At 60.1% G+C, this 15,817-nt stretch carries 13 protein-coding genes and 2 tRNA genes; 2 read left to right on the top strand and 13 right to left on the bottom strand.

Going from position 1 to position 15,817, the window contains the following annotated elements:
• Positions 1-75 precede the first annotated feature (75 nt).
• Positions 76-2,982: a DUF748 domain-containing protein gene (locus tag ASF66_RS21125; RefSeq protein WP_056845245.1), complete on the top strand. Its 2,907-nt coding sequence runs from the start codon at positions 76-78 to the stop codon at positions 2,980-2,982.
• Positions 2,979-3,284 carry a DUF2845 domain-containing protein gene (locus ASF66_RS21120; RefSeq protein WP_056845244.1) on the top strand — a complete coding sequence of 102 codons (306 nt, stop codon included), beginning with the start codon at positions 2,979-2,981 and terminating at the stop codon, positions 3,282-3,284. Before ASF66_RS21125 ends, ASF66_RS21120 begins: the two co-directional genes overlap by 4 nt.
• 99 nt (positions 3,285-3,383) lie before the next feature.
• On the opposite strand, the gene ASF66_RS21115 is transcribed toward ASF66_RS21120, so the two are convergent.
• From ASF66_RS21115 to glmM, 13 genes are all read right to left on the bottom strand, one after another.
• Positions 3,384-3,734: a BON domain-containing protein gene (locus ASF66_RS21115; RefSeq protein ID WP_043190755.1), complete on the bottom strand. Its 351-nt coding sequence runs from the start codon at positions 3,732-3,734 to the stop codon at positions 3,384-3,386.
• Positions 3,735-4,054: 320 nt separating this feature from the next.
• Positions 4,055-6,160 (bottom strand): polyribonucleotide nucleotidyltransferase, encoded by a 2,106-nt coding sequence (gene pnp, locus ASF66_RS21110; protein ID WP_049858673.1) that lies wholly within the window; start codon positions 6,158-6,160, stop codon positions 4,055-4,057.
• A gap of 251 nt (positions 6,161-6,411) precedes the next feature.
• Positions 6,412-6,681 carry a 30S ribosomal protein S15 gene (gene rpsO, locus ASF66_RS21105; RefSeq protein ID WP_043190760.1) on the bottom strand — a complete coding sequence of 90 codons (270 nt, stop codon included), beginning with the start codon at positions 6,679-6,681 and terminating at the stop codon, positions 6,412-6,414.
• Positions 6,682-6,824: 143 nt separating this feature from the next.
• Positions 6,825-7,742: a tRNA pseudouridine(55) synthase TruB gene (gene truB / locus ASF66_RS21100; protein ID WP_056845243.1), complete on the bottom strand. Its 918-nt coding sequence runs from the start codon at positions 7,740-7,742 to the stop codon at positions 6,825-6,827.
• 5 nt (positions 7,743-7,747) lie between these two features.
• Positions 7,748-8,149 carry a 30S ribosome-binding factor RbfA gene (gene rbfA / locus ASF66_RS21095; protein ID WP_049858671.1) on the bottom strand — a complete coding sequence of 134 codons (402 nt, stop codon included), beginning with the start codon at positions 8,147-8,149 and terminating at the stop codon, positions 7,748-7,750.
• 111 nt (positions 8,150-8,260) lie between these two features.
• Positions 8,261-10,774: a translation initiation factor IF-2 gene (infB, locus tag ASF66_RS21090; RefSeq protein ID WP_056845242.1), complete on the bottom strand. Its 2,514-nt coding sequence runs from the start codon at positions 10,772-10,774 to the stop codon at positions 8,261-8,263.
• A 26-nt stretch (positions 10,775-10,800) separates the two neighbouring features.
• Positions 10,801-12,282 carry a transcription termination factor NusA gene (gene nusA, locus ASF66_RS21085; RefSeq protein WP_043190771.1) on the bottom strand — a complete coding sequence of 494 codons (1,482 nt, stop codon included), beginning with the start codon at positions 12,280-12,282 and terminating at the stop codon, positions 10,801-10,803.
• A 59-nt stretch (positions 12,283-12,341) separates the two neighbouring features.
• Positions 12,342-12,800 carry a ribosome maturation factor RimP gene (gene rimP / locus ASF66_RS21080; protein ID WP_049858705.1) on the bottom strand — a complete coding sequence of 153 codons (459 nt, stop codon included), beginning with the start codon at positions 12,798-12,800 and terminating at the stop codon, positions 12,342-12,344.
• 131 nt (positions 12,801-12,931) lie between these two features.
• Positions 12,932-13,008: transfer RNA gene (locus ASF66_RS21075), tRNA-Met, on the bottom strand.
• Positions 13,009-13,108: 100 nt separating this feature from the next.
• Positions 13,109-13,194, bottom strand: a tRNA-Leu gene (locus tag ASF66_RS21070).
• A gap of 54 nt (positions 13,195-13,248) precedes the next feature.
• Positions 13,249-13,635, bottom strand: coding sequence for a preprotein translocase subunit SecG (gene secG / locus ASF66_RS22305; RefSeq protein WP_082223522.1), 387 nt, complete (start codon positions 13,633-13,635; stop codon positions 13,249-13,251).
• A 4-nt stretch (positions 13,636-13,639) separates the two neighbouring features.
• The gene (gene tpiA, locus ASF66_RS21065) at positions 13,640-14,395 is read right to left on the bottom strand and encodes a triose-phosphate isomerase (protein ID WP_049858669.1); all 756 of its coding nucleotides are present in this window, start codon (positions 14,393-14,395) and stop codon (positions 13,640-13,642) included.
• Between the two features lie 66 nt (positions 14,396-14,461).
• Positions 14,462-15,802 carry a phosphoglucosamine mutase gene (gene glmM / locus ASF66_RS21060; RefSeq protein WP_049858668.1) on the bottom strand — a complete coding sequence of 447 codons (1,341 nt, stop codon included), beginning with the start codon at positions 15,800-15,802 and terminating at the stop codon, positions 14,462-14,464.
• Positions 15,803-15,817 lie beyond the last annotated feature (15 nt).

Raw genomic sequence — 15,817 nt, 5'->3', positions numbered from 1 at the left:
CGGGCTGAGTCATAGGAACCACATTGACGTGCCATACTCCAAGCACCTCCGATCACGTCAGATGGCCCCATTTCCATGTCCAAAGGATTGAAACGCACCGCTGCCACCCTAGTGGCGCTGGTTGCGCTGGTTGCGCTGTACGCGATGCTCGGTTTCCTGATCCTGCCCGGCGTAGCGCTGCAGGTAGCCAATCAGCAGCTAGCGGCCTACTCCACCGTGCCTGTACAGTTGCAGCGGCTGGAGTTCAATCCGTTCAGTCTCGAGCTGACCCTATGGGGGCTGAAGATCGGCGAGCCTGGCGCCGAACAGATCGGTTTCGAGCGGCTGTACGCCAACCTGCAAGTGGACAGCCTGTGGACCGGCGCCTTGCATCTGGTCGCAGTGGAACTGGACAGACCGCAGACTCAAGTACTGTTCGACAAAAGCGGCAAACTGAACCTGAGCGCTCTGTTCAAGCTTCCGGCCAGCGATACCGCTGCCGAGCAGGACGCGCCTTCCAAGCCCTTCGCCTTGCGCATCGGCAGCATCAAGCTGGTCGATGGGCGTTTGCATTTCAAGGATCTGCGCCCCAGCCAGCCCATCGAATTTCTATACGACTCGATGAATCTGGAGCTGCAGAACCTCAGCACGCTGCCAGACGATCATGCCGACATGACCCTGGTTGCCAACAGCCCTCAGGGCGGTCGTATCGACTGGCGTGGCCGGATCGGCCTGAGCCCGGTGTCGTCCCAGGGATCGCTGAAGGTGACCGATGCGCAGATGAGCGTCTGGTGGCCGTACGTGCGCGACAGCGTGCCGCTGGTGCTGGAAAAGGGCGTGTTCACCTTGAGTGCCGATTACAACCTCAATCTGGCCAAGCAGACCGAGCTGAAACTGGACAAGGTAGCGCTGAGCGTCGCGCCCTTCGCGATCGCGGCTCCCGATGGACGTCCCCTGGCTCGGCTCGAGCGCCTGGACGTCAGCGATACGTCGGTCGACTTGGTCAAGCAACAGGTCAGTGTCGGTCGGATACGCAGTCACAAGCTGGAAACCTGGGCCGCTCGCGAGGCGGATGGGCAGCTCGACTGGCAGAAACTGTTTGCCAGCTCGGCACCGCAGCAGCCTGCACCCAAAGAGCCGACAAGTTCGCCGGCCAAGCCCTGGCAGGTGCTGCTCAAGGATGTCCAGCTGCGTGACTATCAGGTGCATCTGGCCGACCGTGTGCCTGCCGATGAGGTCGCCGTGGACGTGGGTCCACTCAACCTGGACCTGCACGACTTCGACAGCCTCAACGGCGCGCCCTTCACCCTCAAGCTCGATACCGGCCTGGGCAAGCAAGGTCGTGTACAGGCCAGCGGCGAGGTCAGTCTGGCGCCGGTGGCTGCCCGCATGAAGGTCAGCACTCAGGACATCGACCTGCGTATCGCGCAGGCCTACATCAGTCCGCTGATTCGTCTGGAACTGCGCAGCGGCATGCTCGACAGCGATCTTGATGTGCAACTGACCAGTACCGATCCATTGGCCATGACCGTATCCGGTCGCGCCGAAGTCGATCAATTGCACACGCTCGATACGCTCAAGGAGCGCGACTTCGTCAAATGGCAGCACCTGACCCTGACCGGTCTGGAGTATCGCCACGGCGATCGCCTGGACATCGAACGGGTCCAGCTGCAGCAACCGTACGCGCGCTTCATGATCAACGAGGACCGCACCACCAATATCGACGACCTGCTGATTCCGCAACCGGCGCAGGCCGCCGAGCCGGCTCGGGCTGGCAAACCGGCCAACTCGGAAAAGCCACTGGGCATCCGCATCGGCGCCGTGGACATCGACAACGGCTCAGCCAACTTCGCCGACTTCAGCCTGACGCCGAACTTCGCCACGGCCGTCCAGCAACTCAACGGGCGCATCGGCACTATCGACAATCGCCAGGCCAAGCCTGCGCGCATCGAGATCCAGGGCAAGGTCGATCGCTATGCGCCGGTGACCATTTCCGGTGCGCTAAACCCTTTCGATCCGATGGCCAGTTTAGACATCACCACCAGCTTCAAGCGCGTGGAACTGACCACGCTGACGCCCTACTCGGGCAAGTTCGCCGGTTATCGCATTCGCAAGGGCCGTCTGAATCTGGATCTGCACTACCTGATCACCAAAGGCCAGCTCAAGGCAGAAAACAAGCTGCTGGTGGAGCAACTGCAGTTGGGTGACAAGGTCGACAGCCCCGACGCGGTGGATCTGCCGTTGCGGCTGGCGATTGCGCTGCTCAAGGATTCCGAGGGCAAGATCGCCATCGAACTGCCGGTGAGTGGCGACCTCAACAGCCCCCAGTTCAGCGTCATGCCGATCGTCTGGCAGACCCTGCGCAATCTCATGGTCCGCGCCGCTCAGGCACCGTTCAAGTTCATTGGCGGGCTGGTCAGTGGTGGTGGATCGCAAGATCTGAGCACCGTGTCGTTCCGCCCAGGCTCCGATGAGCTCAGCGCAGAGGCGCAAGCGGCACTGATGAAGCTGGCAACCGCCTTGAAGGAACGTCCGACCCTGCGCCTGGAAATCGAAGGCACCAGCGCCCAGGCCAGCGACGGTCCGCTCATCGCTCAACAGCGGCTGGAGCGCGAGTACCAGAGCACCTACTATAAGATGGCTCAGCGCCGCGGCGACAAGGTCCCGGCTACGGCTGCCGAGATGCAGGTGCCCGAAGACGACAAACCGCCGATGCTCGAAGCCATCTACCGCACGCGATTCAAAGGCCAACCGCCGGTGGAATGGCAACAGCTGGACAGCAAGGCACGCGCTGACAAGTTGCGTGAAGCAGTGCTCAAGTCGTGGGCGTCGAACAACGCGTTGCTGCGTCAGCTGGGTCAAGCGCGCGCCGGCAGCATCAAGGACTTCCTGGTCGACAAGGGCCAACTGGCTGATGAGCGCGTGTACTTCATCGATGCGGCCCTGGGTCAGGCTGAAAAAGACGGACGCATCATCACCCCACTGCATCTGGATGCCGAATGAACAAGTTGATTTGGATGAGCTGCGCGCCTTTGTTACTGGCGCTGTGCGACCCGGCGGGCGCCGCCTCGACGATGCGCTGCGGCAGCACTCTGGTGTCGCTGAATGATCGTACGGTTCAGGTCGAGCAGAAGTGTGGTGCTCCCGCCAGCAAGGCACAGACTGGCTATGAGCGCTCGGGCCCGATCAATCGGCGCGTTGAACTGCCCATCGAAGAGTGGGTGTACGGACCGTCCAACGGCATGAGTCAGTACTTGAAGTTCGTCGGTAGCCGTCTGGTGGAGATCGAGAGCAGCCGTAACTGATCGAGTACGAACTCACCGCTGTTCTGCGCCTATAAAAAAGCCCCGACGTTTTACGTCAGGGCTTTGAGTGGCCACATCCCTGTGGCCTTCGCATGAAACTTACTCAGCTTTCAGGCCATCGGCGGAAACAGCTTTCACGCCTTTGATTGCCTTGGTGATACGCACGGCAGTAGCCTTCTGTGCTTCAGTCACAGCAACGGTCGACGACAGGGAAACCACGCCTTTGTTGGTTTCTACCTTGATGTCGGTGCCTGGAATGCCTTTCTCGGTGACCAGATCGGATTTGACCTTGGTGGTGATCCAAGTGTCGGAAGTTGCTTCTTTGGCGTGAGTAACTTCACCAGCAGCAACCACCATAGGAGCCTGGGTGGACTGTTGAGCGAAAGCAGCGTTGGCCATGGTCAGGGTCAGCGCGGTAGCAGTAGCGGCAGCAATAGCGAACTTCTTCATACGATTCACTCCTGTTTTTTGAAAAGGTCTGCGACCATTTAATGTCTTGGTGGCAGGTGACAGGGATATTGCAGGCGTCATGCCAACCTGCTTCTCGCTGTAAAAGCCTTAAAAATCAATGATTTATAATTCAGAGAAAACCGTACTATCGTGCAGTTTGCACGCTCGTACAGTTTTTTGCGTGCAAGTTGCAAGTCCGCAAAAGTTCCCTGCTCACTTCAATCTTTCACCTGCGCAGCCTTCAGCGTTCCAACCACTACTTAGTGAACTCTAGGCGAAAAAAAAGAGCCCTGAAGGGCTCTTTCTTCACACCTGCGGGTTTAGACGCCCGAGGCCTTTGCAGCAGCAACGTCCTTGATGGACAGCTTGATACGGCCGCGGTTGTCCACGTCCAGTACCAGTACTTCGACTTCCTGACCTTCCTTGAGGATGTCAGTCACTTTCTCTACGCGAGCATCGCTGAGCATGGAGATGTGAACCAGGCCATCCTTGCCAGGCAGGATGTTGACGAATGCACCGAAGTCGACGATGCGCTCGACCTTGCCGACGTAGATCTTGCCGATCTCGGCTTCTGCGGTGATGCCCAGAACGCGCTGACGCGCAGCTTCAGCGGCTTCCTTGGACTCGCCGAAGATCTTGATCGAGCCGTCGTCTTCGATGTCGATCGAAGCCTTGGTTTCCTCGCAGATGGCACGGATGGTTGCGCCACCCTTGCCGATCACGTCGCGGATCTTGTCGGTGTCGATCTTCATGGCGATCATGGTCGGAGCGTTTTCCGACAGCTCGGTACGCGAGGTACCGATGATCTGGTTCATCTGGCCGAGGATGTTCAGGCGCGCTTCAAGGGCCTGGCCCAGAGCGATTTCCATGATCTCTTCGGTGATGCCGTTGATCTTGATGTCCATCTGCAGCGCAGTGACGCCCTTGGCGGTACCGGCGACCTTGAAGTCCATGTCGCCCAGGTGGTCTTCGTCACCCAGGATGTCGGTCAGGATGGCGAACTTCTCGCCTTCCTTGACCAGGCCCATGGCGATACCGGCCACCGGCGCCTTCATCGGCACACCAGCGTCCATCAGGGCCAGGGAAGCACCGCAGACCGACGCCATGGAGCTGGAACCGTTGGACTCGGTGATTTCCGATACCACGCGGATGGTGTATGGGAACACGTCGGCGGCGGGCAGCATGGCCTGTACCGAACGACGGGCCAGACGGCCGTGACCGATTTCGCGACGGCCTGCACCGCCCATGCGACCACACTCGCCCACCGAGAACGGAGGGAAGTTGTAGTGCAGCATGAAGGGGTCTTTCTTCTCGCCTTCCAGGGTGTCCAGCAACTGTGCGTCGCGGGCGGTGCCCAGAGTCGCGACGACCAGCGCCTGGGTTTCACCACGGGTGAACAGGGCCGAGCCGTGGGTCTTGGGCAGTACACCGACTTCGATGTTCAGCGGACGCACGGTCTTGGTGTCGCGACCGTCGATGCGTGGCTTGCCGTTGACGATGTTTTCGCGAACGGTGCGGTACTCGATCTCGCCGAAGATTTCCTTCACTTCGGCTGCGGTCGGCTGACCTTCTTCGCCGGAGAACTTGGCAATTACCTGCTCACGCAGCTCGCCCAGCTTGGCGTAGCGATCGGCCTTGACGGTGATGGTGTAGGCCTGGGAAACGGCGTCGCCGAATTCGCCACGGATCGCGCCGAGCAGCTCGGTGTTCCAGGCTTTCGGCGTCCAGCTCCAGGTAGGCTTGGCGGCTTCGGCAGCCAGCTCGCCAACGGCCTTGATGACCGACTGGAACTCGTCGTGGGCGAACAGCACAGCGCCCAGCATCTGGTCTTCGGTCAGCTCTTTGGCTTCCGATTCAACCATCAGCACGGCGTCTTTGGTACCGGCCACGACCATGTCCAGGCTCGACGCCTGCTGCTGCTCGTAGGTCGGGTTCAGCAGGTAGCCAGTGCTCTCGTGGAAAGCCACGCGCGCAGCGCCGATCGGACCATCGAATGGAATGCCGGAAATGGCCAGGGCTGCCGAGGTACCGATCATCGCAGCGATGTCCGGATCGGTTTTCTTGCTGGTGGAAACGACGGTGCAGACGACCTGCACTTCGTTCATGAAGCCTTCTGGGAACAGGGGGCGGATCGGGCGATCGATCAAACGCGAGGTCAGGGTTTCTTTCTCGGAAGGACGGCCTTCACGCTTGAAGAAACCACCGGGGATCTTGCCGGCAGCGTAGGTCTTTTCCTGGTAGTGCACGGACAGCGGGAAAAAGCCCTTGCCTGGATCGGCTTGCTTGGCACCTACCACGGTAACCAGCACAGTCACGTCGTTATCGACGGTGACCAGTACGGCGCCGGAGGCTTGACGGGCAATGCGGCCCGTTTCGAGGGTTACGGTCGATTGACCGAATTGAAACGTCTTGATTACCGGGTTCACGGTTTCCTACCTTCTGTTGGCTCTTGGGGGAACTGGTTTCTTGCGAAATTCTTGGGCAGAGCGGGGAATCGGCCCCGTTGACCGTCCAGATACAACTTGAGGCTGGGAGCCTGCCCGCCCCTGCGAGAAACCCGCTGGGGTACGACAGACAACCAACCTCAGGATTGCGCGTGGCGCCCTCGCAGGCCCGAGCTTGTGCCCAGGCCTGCGAACATGGCGAACCACGCTTGTCACCGCGTGTCGGGCCGCTATTAGCGACGCAGACCCAGACGACCGATCAGGGCGCTGTAACGGGTGACGTCCTTGCCCTTCAGGTAGTCCAGCAGCTTGCGGCGCTGGTTGACCATGCGGATCAGACCACGACGCGAGTGGTGGTCTTTGCCGTTGGCCTTGAAGTGACCCTGCAGCTTGTTGATGTTGTGCGTCAGCAGTGCAACCTGCACTTCTGGCGAACCGGTATCACCAACGGCTTGCTGGTAGTCGGCAACGATTTGAGCTTTGTCTTCAACGCTAAGAGCCATGAGGCATCTCCACTATCAAGGGCACTGCATGCAGTGTCCAACAGGCCAGGGCAGAACCCTGTATTCATGAGAAGAGGCGCGACCGTGCCTGTTGACAGCCGTCCTCGACCAGCCGTCACGAACACCGTGACGACCGGGATCGGTCATTCCGACCGAATCAAGCGACGCGGCGCAATGCGCCCGTCTTCGCTCACTTCACCGATACCGATGAAGCGACCATTGTGATCCTGTACCCGCACCATGCCGAACTTGGGGGCTTCCGGAGCCCTTACCGGCTGGCCATGAAGCCAGTAGAACGCACTGTGCTCCGAGAACTGCAGCAGTGGCCAATCCTGCAGGCCGCTGTCCGATGGCAGCAGGAACTTGTCCACCGCCTCGTTTCCGCCCTCGGCGTGCACCGCTTCAAGCTCTTCCAGCGTCACGGTTTGCGCAAGGCTGAACGGCCCCGCCTGGGTCCGACGCAGCTCGGCGACGTACGCACCACACCCCAACGCCTCGCCGATGTCCTCGACCAGGGTCCGAATGTAGGTGCCTTTGCTGCAGTCCACGGCGAACCGCGCGGTGGTCTGCTCGCAGCCAAGCAATTCGAGCCGCGCAATAGTAACAGAACGCGGCTCGCGCTCCACTACTTCACCGGCACGCGCCAGTTTGTAGAGCGGCTGGCCGTCACGCTTGAGCGCCGAGTACATCGGCGGTATCTGGCTGATCTGCCCGCGGAATCGAGGCAACACGGCTTCGATGTCGGACTGACCGACGGTCACCTCGCGGGTCTGCAGAACCTCGCCCTCGGCATCGGCCGTGGTCGTGGTCTTGCCCAACTGGGCCAATGTCTCATAGCCCTTGTCGGAGTCGAGCAGGTACTGGGAGAATTTGGTCGCCTCGCCAAAGCACAGCGGCAGCACGCCGGTAGCCAAGGGGTCAAGGCTGCCGGTATGACCGGCCTTCTCGGCATTGAGCAGCCAGCGCACTTTCTGCAAAGCGGCGTTGGAAGTGAACCCCAGTGGCTTGTCCAGCAGGATGATGCCACTGACATTGCGACGGATACGCTTGACCTGAGCCACCGGGATTACTCCTTGGACTCTTCGGCCGAATCATCTGCGTGATGCTGGCTGTCTTCGGCCACGGCACGCTCGATCAACGCCGAAAGATGAGCGCCACGGCTCACGCTTTCGTCGTAGTGGAAATGCAGTTGCGGCACGCTGCGCAGCTTCATTTCCTTGGCCAACTGCATGCGCAGGAAGCCGGCGGCCGAGTTCAGCACCTTGATGCTCTGGGCGATATCGGCAGCGCTGTCCTGGCCCATGACGGTGATGAACACCTTGGCATGGCCGACATCGCGGCTGACTTCCACCGCTGTGATGGTGACCAGGCCGACGCGTGGATCCTTGACTTCGCGACGGATCAGTTGCGCCAGTTCGCGCTGCATCTGATCGCCGATGCGCTGGGTACGGCTGTATTCTTTTGCCATGTTTCTTTACCTGTAACTAGAGCGGCAAACGCCCGATCAGGCTGGGCCGGATCGGGCGTTGCGTTTAGAACCTGCCCGGCGGTGGCCGGACCGGTTCCTGGAGGTCGCGGCTTAGAGGGTACGAGCCACTTGGACTTTCTCGAAGACTTCGATCTTGTCGCCGACCTTGACGTCGTTGTAGCTCTTGACGCCGATACCGCATTCCATGCCGGCACGCACTTCGGACGCATCGTCCTTGAAGCGACGCAGCGATTCCAGCTCGCCTTCGAAGATCACGATGTCTTCGCGCAGTACACGGATCGGACGGTTGCGGAAGACCACACCCTCGATGACCATGCAGCCGGCAATCGCACCGAACTTCGGCGAACGGAACACGTCACGCACTTCGGCGATACCCAGGATGTTCTCGCGAACATCGCTGCCGAGCATACCGGTCAAGGCTTTCTTGACGTCTTCGATGATGTCGTAGATCACGTTGTAGTAACGCATATCCAGACCTTCCTGCTCGACGATCTTGCGCGCGCCAGCATCGGCCCGCACGTTGAAGCCGAACAGTACCGCTGTCGAAGCCAGGGCCAGGTTGGCATCGGATTCGGTGATACCACCGACGCCGCCACCGACCACACGCACCTGCACTTCGTCGTTGCCCAGGCCGTTCAAGGCGCCCTGCAACGCTTCCAGCGATCCACGGACGTCGGATTTGAGGACGATGTTGAGCGTCTTCTTCTCTTCCTGACCCATGTTCTCGAAGATGTTTTCCAGCTTGCCGGCGTGAGCACGGGCCAGCTTGACTTCGCGGAACTTGCCTTGACGGAACAGAGCCACTTCACGGGCTTTCTTCTCGTCGGCAACCACGCTCATCTCGTCGCCAGCATCCGGGGTACCGTCAAGGCCCAGGATCTCGACCGGGATGGCCGGACCGGCTTCCTTGATCGGCTTGCCGTTCTCGTCGAGCATGGCCCGTACACGGCCGTAGTTCGAACCGACCAGCACCATGTCGCCCTGACGCAGCGTACCGTCCTGAACCAGCACGGTGGCTACCGGACCGCGGCCCTTGTCCAGGCGCGATTCGACGACCACACCACGGCCAGGAGCCGAAGGCGTTGCGGTCAATTCCAGTACTTCAGCCTGCAGCAACACAGCTTCGAGCAATTCGTCGACGCCGGTACCCTGCTTGGCCGAAACCGGTACGAACGGGGTGTCGCCGCCCCACTCTTCGGAAGTGACGCCGTGAACCGACAGCTCGCTGCGGATACGGTCCAGGTCGGCACCTGGCTTGTCGATCTTGTTCACCGCGACCACCAGTGGCACGCCAGCGGCTTTCGCATGCTGAACGGCTTCGATGGTTTGCGGCATCACGCCGTCGTCCGCCGCGACCACCAGGATCACGATGTCCGTCGCCTTGGCACCACGGGCACGCATCGCGGTAAACGCGGCGTGGCCCGGGGTGTCGAGGAAGGTAACCATGCCGCGCTCGGTTTCGACGTGGTAGGCACCGATGTGCTGAGTAATGCCGCCGGCTTCACCAGCAGCGACCTTGGCACGACGGATGTAGTCGAGCAGCGAGGTCTTGCCGTGGTCAACGTGGCCCATGACGGTCACGACCGGAGCACGAGCGAAGGCTTCACCTTCGAACTTCAGCGATTCGGCCAGGGAATCTTCCAGGGCGGTGTCGCTGACCAGGGTCACCTTGTGGCCCAGCTCCTCGGCAACCAGCTGAGCAGTTTCCTGATCCAGCACCTGGTTGATGGTGGCCGGAGTGCCCAGCTTGAACATGAACTTGATGATCTCGGCAGCCTTGACCGACATCTGCGCAGCGAGATCGCCGACAGAGATGGTCTCGCCGATTTTCACGTCACGCACCAGAGGACCGGTAGGGCTCTGGAAGCCGTGGGCGTTGCGCTTCTTCAGCTTGCCCTTGCCACGACCGCCACGACGGAAGCCATCGCTTTCTTCGTCGGTGGTACGAGGCGCGGCGCGCGGAGTCGGAGCCTTCTCCTTGACGGTGGCGCGGTGAGGCTGGTTCTTGCGCTCGCCATCACTGTTGCCACTGCCGCTGCGACGGTCGTCGTTGCGCGGCTTGTCAGGGCGACGGGGCTCTTCCTTCTTGCGCTCGGGCGCCGGTGCCGGAGCAACGGCAGCCACATCGACGCTCGGTGCCGATGGAGCTGGCGCCGGTGCGGCAGGGGCATCCGCCTGAACGGTGCTGCCAGGCTGCTTGCGTGCTTCTTCTTCGGCACGCGAACGGGCTTCCTGCTCAGCCTTCTGACGGGCAGCATTTTCCGCTGCGCGACGCTCTTCGAGCTCACGCTTCTGCTCGGCCTGGATTTCTTCCGGGCTGCGCTGAACGAATACTTTCTTCTTGCGTACTTCTACGCTGATGCTCTTGCTACCGGCCACACGCAGGGTGCTTTGGGTCTTGCGCTGCAAGGTAATCTTGCGCGGTTCTTCCGCTTTCGCCTTGTGGCTGCTTTTCAAATGAGCCAGCAGAGCCTGCTTCTCATTGTCGGTCACAACTTGTCCGGCGTCGGTGTGCGGCAGACCTGCCTCACGCATCTGCTGAAGCAGGCGCTCTACCGGTGCGGCGACCTCTTGGGCCAATTCTTTCACCGTGACTTGCGTCATGCACTTCTCTCCTCAGGCCGCGCCAATTACTCGAACCAATGGGCTCGGGCGGCCATGATCAACTTGCCGGCACGATCTTGGTCAATGCCGTCGATGTCGAGCAGGTCGTCAATCGACTGCTCGGCCAGGTCTTCGCGGGTAACTACGCCGCGCACCGCCAGTTCCATCGCCAAATCCTTGTCCATACCCTCAAGCGAGAGCAGGTCTTCGGCCGGATGGGCGTCTGCCAGCTTTTCCTCTGTAGCGATGGCTTTGGTCAACAAGCGATCCTTGGCCCGAGCGCGAAGCTCGTTGACGATATCTTCGTCAAAGCCGTCGATGTTGAGCATCTCTTCCAACGGTACGTAGGCAATCTCTTCCAGGCTTGTGAAACCTTCGTCAACCAGTACCTGGGCCAGTTCTTCATCGACTTCCAGCTCATCGATGAAGTTGCGCAGGATGTCACCGGTTTCCGCTTGCTGCTTGGCCTGGATGTCCGATTCGGTCATCACGTTCAGTGTCCAGCCGGTCAACTGGCTGGCCAGACGCACGTTCTGACCGCCACGACCGATGGCCTGAGCCAGGTTGTCGGCGCCCACGGCGATGTCCATGGCATGGGCGTCTTCGTCGACGATGATGGCCGCGACTTCCGCCGGGGACATGGCATTGATGACGAACTGTGCCGGGTTATCGTCCCAGAGGACGATGTCGACGCGCTCGCCGCCCAACTCGCCGGACACAGCCTGCACACGCGATCCGCGCATGCCGATACAGGCACCCTGCGGGTCGATGCGCTTGTCCTTGGAGCGAACGGCGATCTTGGCGCGCGAACCCGGATCACGGGATGCGGCCATGACTTCAATGAGGCCTTCAGCGATTTCCGGCACTTCGATGCGGAACAGCTCGATGAGCATTTCCGGGGCGGTGCGCGAAAGAATCAGTTGAGGACCACGGTTTTCGGTACGGATTTCCTTGAGCAGTGCACGCAAGCGCACACCGACACGGAAGGTTTCCCGCGAAATGATATCTTCCCGAGCCAACAGGGCCTCGGCGTTGTTGCCCAGGTCGACGATGACATTGTCACGGGTCACTTTCTTGACCGTACCCGAGATGATCTCGCCCAGACGCTCGCGGTAAGCGTCGACCACCTGGGCGCGCTCGGCTTCGCGAACTTTCTGCACGATGACCTGCTTGGCGGTCTGTGCAGCGATACGACCGAACTCGATGGAGTCGATCTTCTCTTCGATGACATCACCCACCTTGGCTTCGGGATGGGTCAATACAACCTTGCTCGGCCAGGTTTCGATGGCCGGATCGTCCAGATCGGCTTCCTCGACGACCGTCCAGCGACGGAAGGTTTCATAGGAGCCGGTGTGGCGATTGATTTCCACGCGAAGATCCACTTCGTCTTCGAAGCGTTTCTTGGTCGCGGTCGCCAGAGCAATCTCCAGCGCTTCGAATATTACGCCTGCCGGTACACCCTTTTCATTGGATACCGACTCAACAACCAGCAGTACTTCTTTGCTCATCGTACGCCTCGCCTTTCGCAAGCCATTGGATCCGCGGGACCCGCAGTATCTGGCACGTCTCAGTCAAAACTGGGAATGATATTGGCCTTGTCGATCGAATCGATCGGCAGCAGGAATTCGTGTTCGTCTACTCGAATCACGACATCCTGGTCCTCCACACCGTGGAGAAGGCCCTGAAAGTTGCGTCGTCCTTCGAAAGGCGCGCGCAGCTTTATCTTTACTTGTGCTCCGGCGTACGCTGCAAACTGTTCGATGGTGAACAGCGGGCGTTCCATGCCTGGAGAAGAAACTTCAAGGGTGTATTCGACCGTGATGGGATCTTCGACATCCAGCACACCACTGAGCTGGCGGCTGACGATGGCGCAGTCGTCCACCAGCACGCCGCCCTCTTTATCGATATAGACACGCAAAAGTGAATGGCGGCCTTGAGCCGAAAACTCAATACCCCAGCATTCATAGCCTAGGGCCACGACCACCGGGGCCAACAAGGCCTGCAACTGTTCTAGCTTGCTCGACACCTGAACCCCCTCGTGCATGCTGTGCAAATAAAAAATGGGCGAAGCGCCCATCCCGGATACGCCGTTGAATACCGGCGCTAAGAACTGTCCAGCTAACAAAAAGCCCCTTTGAAAAGGGGCCTTGCTAAAACTGGTTGCGGGAGCTGGATTTGAACCAACGACCTTCGGGTTATGAGCCCGACGAGCTACCAGACTGCTCCATCCCGCGACAAAGCTGGGGCGAAAGTATACGACCGAACCCGTTTTGGGTCAATCCAAGCTTCCACCGACAAGAAAGCCCGCAACAGCGGGCTCTCCTGATTACTAATTGGTACCGAGAAGGGGACTCGAACCCCTACACCCTATGGGCACAACCACCTCAAGGTTGCGTGTCTACCAATTCCACCACCTCGGCAATACAACGTTTGAAACCCTTACCGCTTTTGTAACCCTGACGCTCTTTCGAGAATCATTTTTGCTCTTGAGCCTGAGGAACGTCAGCAGCAGGAGCTGCATCGGTCTTTTGCTCTTGAAGCACCGGAACATCATCTGTAGCCGGCTTCTGCCGTGGTGCTTCGATAACCGCTGGATCTGGCAAACCTACTTGAGTCAGCTGTTGAGCTTTCTCTTTAGCAAAGTAACCTAACCCCAAGCTGGTTATGAAGAAACAGGCGGCAAGTATAGCAGTAAACTTACTAAGAAAGGTAGAGGAACCTTGGCTTCCGAAGACAGTATTTGATGCACCTGCCCCGAACGACGCGCCAGCGTCCGCACCTTTACCCTGTTGCAGCAAAACCAGAGCGACAACGCTCAAGGCACCCAACAGATGAAGAACGACTACGACTGTTTCCAGCATTTTCTCAGTTTCCCGCGGCGCGACAGATCGCACCGAAATCATCTGCATTCAGGGAAGCACCACCAATCAGGCCCCCATCGATATCCGGCATGCCGAACAGTTCGGCCGCATTGGCCGCTTTGACGCTACCGCCGTACAACAGCCGCACAGCTTGTGCGACCTTGGCATCTTCTGCCGTCAACTGGGCGCGGATGGCAGCGTGCACATCCTGAGCCTGTTGCGGCGTGGCCGTCAGCCCGGTGCCAATGGCCCAGACCGGTTCGTAGGCGATCACCGCACGGGTGAACGCTTCGATACCCAGGGCTGTAACCACACTGCCCAGCTGACGACCTACAATATCCAATGTCTGACCGGCTTCGCGCTCTTCCAGGGTTTCCCCTATGCACAGCACTGGCGTCAGGCCGGCCGCTTGCGCGGCGCGGAATTTCTCGATCAGCTGCTGTTCACCTTCGCCGATGACCTGGCGACGCTCGGAATGGCCGATCAGTACCAGTGAACACCCGGCATCGACCAACTGGCTCGAAGCCGTTTCACCGGTCAGCGCACCCTGCTCAGCCTGAACCGCGCAGTTTTGAGCACCGACGGCGACCTTGCTCCCCTGCAGACCCTCGACCACACGGTCGATGAACAGCAGAGGTGGGAACACCGCAACCTCGACAGAGTCGGGCAAGGACTGATCAGACAGACCCTTGATCAGCTCAGCGACGCTGGCGCGGGTACCATGCATTTTCCAGTTACCAGCTACCATGGGGCGACGCATGCTGTACCTCGTCGATCAAAGTGGGCGCAGATGTTACCCAACGCAACGTTCACTGGCAAGCCGTATTCAGGCGCAAACTTCACTCACCAGTCTGGCAAGCTCATCGGCATAGCCACGCACGACCTTTTCGTCGTCGCCTTCGACCATTACCCGCACCAACGGCTCGGTACCGGACTTGCGCAACAGCACCCGCCCACGGCCACCCATGGCCTGGGTGACGCGCTCGCACGCTTCCTTGACCGACGGATGCTCGACCGGATTGACGTCGCCACCGGCGAAGCGCACGTTGACCAATACCTGAGGGCACTTGCGCAGCCCTTGGCGGGCATGGGCAAGGGTTTCATCTCGACGCTTGAGGGCCAGCAACACCTGCAACGCAGCAATGATCGCGTCACCCGTGGTGGTGTGATGGCAGCAGACAATGTGCCCGGAATTCTCGCCGCCCAGCTGCCAATCACGCTCCTTGAGCTCGGCCATGACGTAGCGGTCACCGACGCTGGCGCGTACGAACGGGATGGAGAGATCCTTGAAGGCCAACTCCAGCCCCAGGTTGCTCATCAGCGTCCCCACCACACCGCCGTGCAGCTTGCCGCGCTCCTGAAGATCGCGGGCGATGATGAACAGCAGGTCGTCGCCATCGACGATGGCGCCGGTATGGTCGACCATCAGGACGCGGTCGCCGTCACCGTCGAAAGCGATGCCCAGGTCCGCGTGCCCGATCAGCACGGCAGCCTGCAGCGCTTCCATGTGGGTGGAGCCACAGTTGTCGTTGATGTTCAGGCCGTCGGGCGCTGCGGACAGCACCGTAACCTGCGCACCCAGCTCGCGAAAAACATTCGGGGCAACTTTGTAAGTGGCGCCATGTGCACAATCGATCACCAGTTTGAGACCGGCGAAATCGGTGGTGGTGGGCACACTGCTCTTGCAGAATTCGATGTAACGGCCAGCAGCGTCGTTGATGCGTGAAACCTTGCCCAGCTTGCTGGACTCGGCCACGGTCATGGGTGCATCCATGAGCTCTTCGATCATCGATTCGACTTCGTCAGGCAGTTTGGTGCCCTGACCGGAGAAGAACTTGATGCCGTTGTCATCGTGCGGATTGTGCGAGGCGCTGATGACGATACCGGCCTCGGCGTGGAACGTGCGCGTCAGGTAGGCAATGGCAGGCGTTGGCATCGGGCCCAGCAGCAGCACGTCGGCGCCAGCCGCCGACAAGCCGGCCTCCAGCGCGGACTCGAACATGTAGCCGGAGATGCGCGTGTCCTTGCCGACCAATACGCGGCAGGCGCCCATCTTGCGGAACGCCATGCCCGCCGCCCAGCCCAGCTTGAGCATGAAGTCAGGGGTGATCGGGTACTCGCCGACACGGCCACGAATGCCGTCGGTGCCAAAATATTTCCTGCTCATAAGTACTCCGTAATT

Origin of the sequence: Pseudomonas sp. Leaf129 (assembly GCF_001423465.1) — a bacterium.
Lineage (GTDB): Bacteria > Pseudomonadota > Gammaproteobacteria > Pseudomonadales > Pseudomonadaceae > Aquipseudomonas > Aquipseudomonas coleopterorum.
This window is presented reverse-complemented; position numbering and strand designations above follow the sequence as displayed.

Bases quoted from the DNA above. Each gene is read 5' to 3' on its own strand.
- ASF66_RS21125 (WP_056845245.1), top strand. From the start codon at position 76: ATGTCCAAAGGATTGAAACGCACCGCTGCCACCCTAGTGGCGCTGGTT.
- ASF66_RS21120 (WP_056845244.1), top strand. From the start codon at position 2,979: ATGAACAAGTTGATTTGGATGAGCTGCGCGCCTTTGTTACTGGCGCTG.
- ASF66_RS21115 (WP_043190755.1), bottom strand. From the start codon at position 3,734: ATGAAGAAGTTCGCTATTGCTGCCGCTACTGCTACCGCGCTGACCCTG.
- rpsO (WP_043190760.1), bottom strand. From the start codon at position 6,681: ATGGCTCTTAGCGTTGAAGACAAAGCTCAAATCGTTGCCGACTACCAG.
- rbfA (WP_049858671.1), bottom strand. From the start codon at position 8,149: ATGGCAAAAGAATACAGCCGTACCCAGCGCATCGGCGATCAGATGCAG.
- infB (WP_056845242.1), bottom strand. From the start codon at position 10,774: ATGACGCAAGTCACGGTGAAAGAATTGGCCCAAGAGGTCGCCGCACCG.
- nusA (WP_043190771.1), bottom strand. From the start codon at position 12,282: ATGAGCAAAGAAGTACTGCTGGTTGTTGAGTCGGTATCCAATGAAAAG.
- secG (WP_082223522.1), bottom strand. From the start codon at position 13,635: ATGCTGGAAACAGTCGTAGTCGTTCTTCATCTGTTGGGTGCCTTGAGC.
- tpiA (WP_049858669.1), bottom strand. From the start codon at position 14,395: ATGCGTCGCCCCATGGTAGCTGGTAACTGGAAAATGCATGGTACCCGC.
- glmM (WP_049858668.1), bottom strand. From the start codon at position 15,802: ATGAGCAGGAAATATTTTGGCACCGACGGCATTCGTGGCCGTGTCGGC.